The organism is Actinomycetota bacterium (assembly GCA_040755895.1).
In the GTDB taxonomy this organism is placed as follows: domain Bacteria; phylum Actinomycetota; class Aquicultoria; order Subteraquimicrobiales; family Subteraquimicrobiaceae; genus Subteraquimicrobium.
The window spans coordinates 1-10,204 of the sequence record JBFMAG010000069.1 but is presented as its reverse complement, the minus strand read 5'-3'; the positions used below and the strand labels follow the sequence as shown (position 1 = coordinate 10,204).

The window sequence follows — 10,204 nt, the reverse complement described above, 5'->3', positions numbered from 1 at the left end:
GTGTGGAGAAATTAATCAAACAAATAGAGAAATATAACCCTCGGGCTGATGTTAAATTAATAAAGCGTGCCTACCAGATTGCCAAGGATTGCCACGTTGACCAGTTTCGGAAATCTGGGGACGAATTCATCGAACACCCACTCGGAGTCGCCCAGATTTTAGCCGATCTGGAGTTGGATACAACCACAATAATTGCTGCTCTGCTCCACGATGCCGTCGAGGACACGAGTCTCACCTTAAAGAGGATAAGAGACGAATTCGGGGACGAAATCTGCAATTTGATCGATGGTGTGACCAAATTAAGCAGGATAAAATTCAAGAGCCATGAGGAGCAGCAAGCGGAGAATCTCCGCAAGATGTTAATCGCCATGGCAAAGGATATCAGGGTTATCCTCATCAAGCTTGCCGACAGGCTTCACAATATGCGCACCATTTCTCATCTCTCTCGAGAAAAGCGGAAGAGAATAGCCTCCGAGACTCTGGAGATATACGCTCCAATTGCCCATCGCCTGGGTATATCCCAGGTAAAATGGGAATTGGAAGATTTGGCTTTTTCCGTCCTTGAACCACGGAAATACGCTCAGATTGAGAAGATGGTGGCCGAGTCCAGGGAGGAGAGAGAGGTCTACGTCAATATGGTGATAAAAGCCTTGGCGAAGGAGCTCAATTCCGTGGGAATAAAGTGCGAAATTAGTGGGCGGTCAAAGCATTTTTACAGTATTTACCAGAAAATGGTTCAGAAGGACAGGGAGTTCAGCGAGATTTATGATCTTACAGCTATAAGGGTTATCATTGACTCGATCAGGGACTGCTACGGTGCTTTGGGGACGATCCATTCCGTTTGGAAGCCTGTACCTGGAAGATTCAAGGATTACATCGCCATGCCCAAGTTCAACATGTATCAATCCTTGCATACTACGGTTATCGGTCCCATGGGGCGTCCCTTGGAGATTCAAATCCGAACAAAACAGATGCACAAGACGGCGGAGTACGGAATCGCTGCTCACTGGAGATACAAGGAGGGCGTCAAGGAAAGCGATGAATTTGATGAGAGGCTTGCATGGTTGCGACAGATACTCGAATGGCAGAGCGAACTGAGGGATCCCAGGGAGTTCATGGAGACGCTGAAGATCGACCTCTTTGAGGACGAGGTTTTCGTGTTCACTCCCAAAGGGGATGTCGTCAGTCTCCCCACGGGTTCAACACCTATAGATTTTGCATATACCATCCATACCGATGTGGGACACGGTTGCATTGGGGCTAAGGTAAATAACCAAATCGTACCACTGAATTACAAACTCCAGATGGGAGATATAGTGGAGATTTTGACTTCCAAGACTGCTTCTGGGCCCAGCAAGGATTGGTTGCAGATCGTTAAAACATCGAGGGCGAGAAGCAAGATCAAGCAGTGGTTCAGTAAATTGGGGAGAGAGGATAGCGAGCATCTGGGAAAGGATGCTTTGCAGAAGATCCTCCGAAAACACGGTCTAGGTCTGCACAGTGCTACTTCTAATATTCTCGAGTCTGTTGCAAAGGAGTTTAACTTTCACAAGATTGAAGATCTCTATGTAAGCATTGGAGTGGGAAAGACCTCGGCAAAGCAGGTGGCCACCAGGCTCATTACTGTTCTAAAAGAAGAGAAACCTGAGGAAGAGGAGAAGATTTTGGTTGCTCCTCCCCGGAAAAGGAGGACTCGCCCCATCACCGGGGTGAAGATCAAAGGCTTAGAAGATGCGCTGGTGAGGCTGGCTCGCTGTTGCAATCCCGTTCCCAGGGATGAGATAATCGGTTTTGTGACCCGAGGAAGGGGTGTTTCCGTACACCGCAGGGATTGCCCCAATGCAAAGCAGCTTTTGTCCTCCCCAGACCGGCTGATCGAGGTCTATTGGGATGTCCGAGGTCCCGCAGCTTTTCAGGTGGAGATCCAGGTAGAGGCGATCGATAGAATGAGATTGCTTCGGGATATAAGCTCCGTGGTTTCCGATGCCGGCGTTAACATCCTTTCCGCCAATGTGACCACCACCCGGGATGGTTTTGCCATTTTCAGATTTTCCTTCGAGATAGAAAATTTAGAGCGGTTGGAGAATATCCTATCCAACATAAGGAAAATAGATGTCGTCTTCGATGCCCACCGCGTGTTACCCACCTAATTGAGCTCTGGAGCTCCGAAGCTCGGTAGCTCAGCTCCTGAGGTCTCAGCTCTGGGAACTTGAAGCTTCCTGGATTCAGGACTAATATGCTATTATAATTCTTCGTTCACGGTTCACCGTTCAGTTCATGGAAAATACTTTTGCAAAAAAGTGAACGGTGAACGAATAACGTGAACGGATTATTATACCGTTGTGAGGGATTCACTTTGAGGGCTGTCGTTCAAAGGGTAAAGAAAGGAAGGGTTTGGATAAAGAACAAGGTTCTTGCGGAAATAGGGCAAGGACTCGTGGTCTTATTGGGCATATCGAGGGAAGATACACAATCAGATGTCGCTTATATGGTGGACAAGATCGCCAATCTCCGTATCTTCGAGGATAATGAAGGAAAATTGAACCTCTCCGTGAAACAAATAGGTGGTGAGATCCTGGTCGTTTCGCAATTCACCCTGCATGGGAACTGCAGGAAGGGGAGGCGACCTGGTTATGTCGATGCAGCCCCCGCGGATAAAGCAATCGATCTTTACAAGCAAGTTATATCCGGTCTTCGGGGAGAGGGGCTCATGGTAAAAGAAGGGAAATTTCAAGAGATCATGACCGTTGAAATCGTAAACTATGGTCCAGTGACTTTATTGATAGATAGCAAGAAAACATTTTAATTAGCTACAATATTTAGGTAGAAAGTGGGAAGAGCAAGAATTCCTTTTGCATAAATTTAAAATGCAAAGATCAAAAATCAAAATTTTGATTTTTAAATTTTGAATTGAACTGAAACTTCGGGAGGATCAGGTGATTTTACGTAGGCTTATTGTGGGGCCACTTGCCGCGAATTGCTATATACTCGCTGCATTCAAGGGATCGGAAGCGGCAGTCATCGATCCAGGAGCTGAGGGGGAACGTATCCTCAAAGCAATCGAGGGTGACGATCTGAAGCTCAAGTACATAATAAATACTCATGGTCACTGCGACCACTTTGGAGCCTGTGATCAATTGGCGAAGGCCACCGGGGCGAAGATATTTATACACGCCGATGATGCAGAGCTATTGGAAAAACCCGTGGAAAATCTATCCCTCATTTACGGAGCTCACTCCTCCAGTGCCTCTTGGGATGAACTGCTCAAGGAAGGTCAAATTATGACCGTGGGAGAGTTAAAATTAAAGATTCTCCATACACCCGGTCATACTAGGGGAAGCATCTCCATTCTCGTGGACGATCTTCTGTTTACAGGCGATCTTCTCTTCAAGGGTTCCGTGGGTCGAACGGATTTTCCCAGCTCATCCTGGGATAAACTCATGGAATCATTGAAAAAGATAATTTCTTTGCCCGATTCCACCAAGATATACCCGGGACATGGACCCGAAACCACCCTTATTCAAGAGAAAGAATTGAATCCCTTCTTGCAGGGATTGTAAAATAACCTTAAATCACTTCATGGAACCGTAACTCGTATTATGGCGAAGAGGAGGAATTTTACTTGGAGATTAGGGCACCACGGGGAACATCAGACATCCTTCCAGAAAAGGCTGGAATATGGCAATTTCTCGAACGTAGAGCCATAAGCCTATTTGAAAAGTATGGGTATCGCCGAATCATCACTCCCATCTTTGAGTACACCGAGCTGTTCAGGCGAGGAATTGGAGAGTCGACGGATATCGTTCAAAAGGAGATGTATACCTTCCAGGATAGGAGGGGACGAAGTCTCACCCTTCGCCCTGAAGCTACAGCTCCTGTAGTCCGTGCTTTCTTAGAGCACGATTTGTTGAAACATTCCCAGCCCATAAAACTCTACTACATTGGACCCATGTTTCGTTATGAGAGACCCCAAGCTGGTCGATATCGTGAGTTTTGGCAGATAGGAGTGGAGGCCATCGGCTCATTGGATCCCGCTCTCGATGGGGAAGTGATTTTGCTTCTGATGCATTATCTCAAAGATGTAGGACTAAAGCGGTTGGAACTACACCTAAATAGCATGGGTTGCTCCAGGTGCCGACCATCTTTTACAGAATCTCTCGAGGAATATCTGCGGCCAAGGGTGGATGAATTTTGCTCGGATTGTAAAAGGAGGATCAAGCTCAACCCCCTTCGTGTGTTCGATTGCAAGAAGGAAGCTTGTCAGGATCTTCTGTCCAATGCTCCCCACATTTTGGATTACCTCTGCGAGGATTGCAAGGTTCACTTCCATGAGGTGCAAGAATATCTCGAGATGATGGATCTCACCCATGTAATAAATCCGTTCTTGGTGAGGGGATTGGATTACTATACTAGGACAACCTTTGAAGTAAGATCTCCTCACCTGGGAGCCCAAAATGCTTTGGGAGGTGGAGGGCGATACGACGACTTGGTGGAGGAGTATGGGGGTCCTCCCACCCCTGCAACGGGATTTGCCCTGGGAACGGAGCGGGTTGCCATGGCCTTGGAGAGGGAAGGTGTTTCCCTTCCTAAAGATTCGACGCTGGACGTCTTTTTGGCTATGGTGGGAAAGGAGCAAAAACCCGATGGTTTCGCGCTATTGAGCCGAATAAGGGGGGAAGATATCACCGCGGATATGGATTACGGTGGTAGAAGTTTGAAGGGTCAAATGAAACTCGCTGATAAGCTTGGGGTGTCATATGTTTTGTTCTTGGGCTCCGAGGAGTTGAGAAGGGGCGTTTGTAGGATAAGGGATATGAAGACCGGAGAACAGGTCCAAGTTAGGTTAGAAGAGGTTCCCAGGTGGCTGAAAATTCACTTAAAGAAGGTCACGGGTCAAAAGTCATGAGAGTCATGGGTAAAATCCCTGTCGGCAGGCGGGTATGACCCGTGCCATGACCGATACGGGTTTACGCACGTGTTCTATAAGTGTGAAAGGGAAGGAAGACTATGGTCATGAGGACAAAGTACTCGGTTCGGACTCATAATTGTGGGAAACTCTCTCCCAAAAATGTCGGTGAGCAGGTAATTTTGGCTGGATGGGTACAGCGGAGGAGAGATCACGGAGGTTTAATTTTCATCGACCTTCGGGACAGAAGCGGGATCGTCCAGGTAGTAAGCAATCCTGTGCACGGTACCGAGGCTTTCAATGCTGCTCGGAAGATTCGAGGCGAATACGTGATATGGGTTGAGGGAAAGGTGGCCAAGAGACCCCAAGGGACGGTGAATCCAGCTCTCCCAACGGGGGAAGTTGAGGTAATAGCCAGAGATATAGAGATTCTTAATCCATCCAAAACACCTCCATTTGAGATAGAAAGTGGAGTTGATGTGGACGAATCTCTTAGGCTCAAATTCCGGTACTTGGATATCAGACGCCCCGAGATGCTTCGTAATCTAAAGCTCAGACACGAGGTGGTCACAAAGGTTAGGGAGTTCCTAAATAAACGCGATTTCCTGGAAATAGAAACGCCGATTCTTACCAAAAGTACTCCCGAGGGAGCAAGGGATTATTTGGTGCCCAGCCGGCTTCAACCTGGGCGTTTTTATGCTCTCCCTCAATCCCCTCAGTTGTTCAAGCAAATACTCATGGTCGGAGGGATCGAAAGGTATTACCAGATTGCCAGGTGTTTCAGGGATGAGGACTTAAGAGCGGATAGACAGCCGGAGCACACACAGATAGATCTGGAGATGTCCTTTGTCACCCAGGATGACATCCTGCAATTGGTGGAAGAAATGATGGTGGAGATATTCTCCTTGCTCGATATCGATTTGAAGACGCCCTTTGAAAGACTATCCCATCAGGAGGCTGTGGAAAGATTTGGGACAGATAAGCCCGATCTAAGGTATAGTTTGGATTTGGTGGATATCTCCGATATCGCCTTCCAGTCCGAGTTTAAGGTTTTCACGAATGCCATTGCGTCGGGAGGGATAGTCAAGGGGATAAGGGTACCGGGTTGTGCTGGCCTTTCTCGCAAGGAAATTGATGAGTTGGTTGAATCGGCCACGGCGAAGGGAGCAAGGGGACTATCTTGGATGGCGATTTCTGAGAATGAAGTAAAATCCCCTATAGCGAAGTTTTTTGCTCCAAGTCAGCTGGAGGAAATAGTGGACAGGCTTGGAGCAAAACCCGGCGATTTGCTCCTTTTCGTTGCCGATAAGAGGGAAGTCACTTGTGAGATATTGGGTTACTTGAGGGGGGAATTGGCGGATAGGCTGGGTTTGATGGATCCCCTTCAATTCAAGTTTGTTTGGATAGTCGATTTCCCCCTTTTTGAATACGATGAGGAGGAAAGGAGACTAAAATCACATCACCATCCATTCACTCTCCCCATGGAAGATTCGCTTCCTCTTTTGGACAAGGACCCCCTGGCTGCAAGGGCATATGCTTACGATTTGGTTGTGAATGGTGTGGAGATAGGAGGCGGGAGCTTAAGAATTTACGACAGGAAGCTCCAAGAAAAGATATTCAAACTTCTGGAGATTTCCCCCGAAGAAGCCGAGAGGAAGTTCGGTTTTCTATTGGAGGCCTTAGAATACGGTGCTCCTCCTCATGGGGGCATTGCCTTTGGGCTGGACCGTCTGGCCATGCTCCTCGCTGGTTGTAGCTCCATTAGGGAAGTTATTGCCTTCCCTAAGACCCAGACGGCTACCTGCCCTCTGACGGGAGCTCCAGATGTGGTCGATGAAAAGCAGCTTAAGGAGCTTCACATCCGCCGCAGGTAATCAAATCTGTTGCCTCTTGCTTTCCCATATGTTAGAATAAATTTGAAGCTCTACCTTGTGCGTGTTCACATATTGACTTGTTTGAGCCAGCACCTCGACATGAGGGAACCGGCTCTATCTGTGGAGCGAATGCCCTTTTAGTAAGTTGGATTTGGGGACTCGCATAAACAGAAGGAGGTTCCCACCCTGCGTGAGCATAGGGTTCAAAGAAGTATTGTGAAACACGGCAAGGTGGAGCTTTATTAGGAAGGAGAAATTTTGAGGGGGATTGGGCTTATCCTCACGCTCATTTTGATCATATCTGTGCTTCTAAACGGTTGCAGAACCCCATCTCCCAGGACTCCCCCTGAAACAAAGGTTCCTAATAAAGCCACTAAGGGTAAGAAATCCACCCCTTCTGGTGAAGAAAAATCTCGGTTTCCAAGAAAATTTGAGGTGACCGAGAAAACCCCCGGGTTTTTCGAGAATGTGCTTGGGAAAAGACCCATTTTGGTTGAATTTTATGCTCCATGGTGTGCATCTTGCAGGGAAATGGCTCCGACTATAAAGGAGCTCAAGGAAAAATACCATCGAGAGGTGACCTTCTTCACTTTAAATGTCGATGATGAGAAAACTGTTGATCTGGCAGAACAGTTTGCTGTCAGATTCATTCCCCATATAGTTATCCTCGACGAAGAGGGATACATAGTTTTTGAGGAAACGGGTTATACCGAGAGGAAGGTCATAGAACAAGCTCTTTTCAATGCCATCCACAAGAAAAAATAATTTCGCTTCTTTCACGAGCATTTAACCACTCTTAAAGGCCCGAGATTTGATAGAATAAACATAAAGGAGCATCCCTGACAAAGGAACACATAATGGATTTATTCGATATCGAATCCTCGCATGAAATCAAAGAGCTCAAACAAGCTCCTCTTGCCCTTCGGATGCGTCCCCGTACTCTGGAAGAGTTCGTGGGTCAGAAGCAGATTTTGGGAGAGGGAATGGTCCTAAGGAGAGCCATTCTGGAGGATGCCCTCCAATCCGCCATCTTTTGGGGACCACCCGGTTCGGGAAAAACCGCTTTGGCTTATATCATCGCCAATGTGACGAAGGCCCACTTCATCAGGATGAGTGCGGTGACATCAAACGTTTCGGAGGTAAGGAAGGCCATATCTGAGTCCCATCAACGTTTGAAAACATCGGGGCGAAGAACCATCCTGTTAATTGACGAGATTCATAGGTTCAATAAGGCCCAACAGGATGCCCTCCTTCCCGCTGTGGAGGAGGGAATCATCATCTTAATCGGTGTGACCACGGAGAATCCCTATTTTGAGGTCAACTCACCCTTGATTTCGCGGTCGAGAATCTTTCAATTCGAGCCTCTTTCAGACGAGGACTTAAGGCAAATCCTAAAAAGAGCTTTAGAAGATAGAGAAAGAGGGTTGGGTAATTTACGGATAAAGCTCGAGAAAACCGCATTGGGACACATCATCAAAGTTGCTAACGGTGATGCCCGTTGTGCTTTAAATGCCTTGGAGATGGCGGCATTGACCACGCCACCGGGAAGCAAGGGTGTACGTAAAGTCACTTTGAAGATAGCCGAGGATGCCATCCAAAAGCGAGCTGTGATTTATGACCGGGAAGGCGATGCTCATTACGACACCATTTCTGCCTTCATCAAGAGCATGCGGGGCTCGGATCCCGATGCTGCCATCTATTGGTTGGCTCGAATGCTTTACGCTGGGGAGGATCCCAGGTTTATCGCCCGTCGTATGGTCATTTTTGCCTCCGAGGATATAGGAAATGCTGATCCTCAAGCTCTGATGGTGGCGACCGCAGCCGCTCAGGCGGTGGAGTTTGTGGGATTACCTGAATGCCGTCTAAATTTGGCTCAAGCTGCCATTTACTTGGCCACGGCCCCAAAGAGTAATTCTGTCATCAAGGGGATTGATAAAGCCCTTAAGGATGTGGAGGAGGAGCGATCCTTTACCATCCCCAAGCATCTTCGGGATGCCCACTATCCGGGAGCCAAAAGGTTAGGACACGGTGAAGGTTATAAATATCCACATAGCTTCCCTAGTCATTACGTCCCCCAGGACTATTTGCCGCCCGAATTGAGAAACAAAAAATATTACATCCCCTCATCATCGGGACATGAGAAAAAGATCGCCGAATACTTGAAAAAACTGGGAAAAGAGTAGAGGTTCAAGAAATTTATTCTCACTCCCGATAAAGATGTAGAAAAAGCTCGTAGAAATGGGATATATATGTGTGTTAAAATTTGACTATGTTTTGCAGGGATAGGAGGAGAGAAGGTGAACTGGTCCTTATTTGCCGCTGTAATTCTGGTTTTGCTCGCGGTTTTATCCATTTTTATCATCTCCGTTCTCATTCAGCTTTCCAGGAGCCTGAGGAGCGTTAATCTCCTCCTTGAGGATGTTCGGAAGGAGATTACGCCGTTTCTATCCAAGTTGAATACCACAGTCGACGAGGTAAACAGCGAACTGGCGAGGGTGGATGAGATTGCAAAGACGATTCAGGAGGTAAGCGAAAGGGTAACCATTACATCCAAGTTGATCCAGGAGATTTTATCCCCACCCCTGATTAAATTGGCGAGCGTTTCTGCGGGTGCGAGAAAGGCCATTGGGACCCTTATTGGTGGCAGGAGGGGTGAGTAATTTGAAGGGTTATAGACGCATTGGCATCTACATTGGCTTTCTTGCCGGAGCCAGCATCGTTCTTGTTTTTTTACCCCCAGACATGAGGGAAAAGCTCAGAGGGAAAATCCTTGATGGTTTTCATTTTGTGGTTTCTCAGTTGAGAACCCGTCTTGAGCGTTGTCAGAGTCGCTTGGCGGAGGCAATCGAGGCGGGAAAAGAGGAAGCTCGACGGAGAGAACTCGATTTACAGCGAGAAGTTTTAAAACCCGAGGTTGAAGAGGAAGAAACTCCAAAATATATAGTTTAATGAGTTTACGCTCGTCTCCATTTTTATCTCGATCCATTCTCACCGGTAAGAACTTGCGGGGGAATGATTTTTCAGAGGTGTTGTAATGGCCCGGGAAGATACCGTCAAAAGATATAAAGAAATAGCCATTGTGACCTGGGCAATTTTTGGTGTGATTTTACTCCTTGCCTCCCTCTTTTTTTTAATATCGAAAATAAGATCGGTTTTTCCCCTAGTCGTTTTCACCGTCGCCATTGTTTACATCTTAAGACCCATTGTGAATTTCTTCGAAAGCAAGGGCGCCTCCAGACTGCAGGCGGTAATAATAACCTACCTTATCATGATCTTGGTTATAGCTCCGATTTTATTTTACTTTAGTCTCATAATTGCAGCTCAAGTCCGTGAACTGATTAACAATCTTCCTGGATATGTCAAGGCTTTAATGCAATTTGTGAAAAGATATCGGGGAGCATTGGAGAGATTTCAAATCCCACCC

The 10,204-nt window shown here is 47.1% G+C and carries 10 protein-coding genes and 1 other RNA gene; all 11 read left to right on the top strand.

The annotated features are described in order from the left end of the window. The first annotated feature begins 2 nt into the window (after positions 1–2). Positions 3–2,150 (top strand): bifunctional (p)ppGpp synthetase/guanosine-3',5'-bis(diphosphate) 3'-pyrophosphohydrolase, encoded by a 2,148-nt coding sequence (locus tag AB1466_03330; protein MEW6189130.1) that lies wholly within the window; start codon positions 3–5, stop codon positions 2,148–2,150. A 206-nt stretch (positions 2,151–2,356) separates the two neighbouring features. Then, positions 2,357–2,806: a D-aminoacyl-tRNA deacylase gene (dtd, locus tag AB1466_03325; GenBank protein ID MEW6189129.1), complete on the top strand. Its 450-nt coding sequence runs from the start codon at positions 2,357–2,359 to the stop codon at positions 2,804–2,806. Positions 2,807–2,936: 130 nt separating this feature from the next. Then, entirely contained in the window at positions 2,937–3,560 is a 624-nt protein-coding gene (locus AB1466_03320; protein ID MEW6189128.1) for an MBL fold metallo-hydrolase, read from the top strand. A gap of 62 nt (positions 3,561–3,622) precedes the next feature. Continuing rightward, positions 3,623–4,906 carry a histidine--tRNA ligase gene (gene hisS, locus AB1466_03315; GenBank protein ID MEW6189127.1) on the top strand — a complete coding sequence of 428 codons (1,284 nt, stop codon included), beginning with the start codon at positions 3,623–3,625 and terminating at the stop codon, positions 4,904–4,906. Positions 4,907–5,013: 107 nt separating this feature from the next. Then, positions 5,014–6,780 (top strand): aspartate--tRNA ligase, encoded by a 1,767-nt coding sequence (aspS, locus tag AB1466_03310; GenBank protein MEW6189126.1) that lies wholly within the window; start codon positions 5,014–5,016, stop codon positions 6,778–6,780. A gap of 44 nt (positions 6,781–6,824) precedes the next feature. Then, positions 6,825–7,022: non-coding RNA, 6S RNA (gene ssrS / locus AB1466_03305), on the top strand. A 16-nt stretch (positions 7,023–7,038) separates the two neighbouring features. Further along, positions 7,039–7,545 (top strand): thioredoxin domain-containing protein, encoded by a 507-nt coding sequence (locus AB1466_03300; protein MEW6189125.1) that lies wholly within the window; start codon positions 7,039–7,041, stop codon positions 7,543–7,545. Between the two features lie 92 nt (positions 7,546–7,637). After that, positions 7,638–8,963 carry an AAA family ATPase gene (locus tag AB1466_03295; GenBank protein ID MEW6189124.1) on the top strand — a complete coding sequence of 442 codons (1,326 nt, stop codon included), beginning with the start codon at positions 7,638–7,640 and terminating at the stop codon, positions 8,961–8,963. Between the two features lie 114 nt (positions 8,964–9,077). Next, complete coding sequence (locus tag AB1466_03290; protein MEW6189123.1) at positions 9,078–9,440, top strand: DUF948 domain-containing protein; 363 nt, start codon at positions 9,078–9,080, stop codon at positions 9,438–9,440. Further along, positions 9,433–9,729, top strand: coding sequence for a hypothetical protein (locus tag AB1466_03285; protein ID MEW6189122.1), 297 nt, complete (start codon positions 9,433–9,435; stop codon positions 9,727–9,729). Before AB1466_03290 ends, AB1466_03285 begins: the two co-directional genes overlap by 8 nt. Positions 9,730–9,814: 85 nt before the next feature. Beyond that, positions 9,815–10,204: AI-2E family transporter (locus AB1466_03280; GenBank protein ID MEW6189121.1), on the top strand; the 390-nt coding region annotated here is incomplete at its 3' end.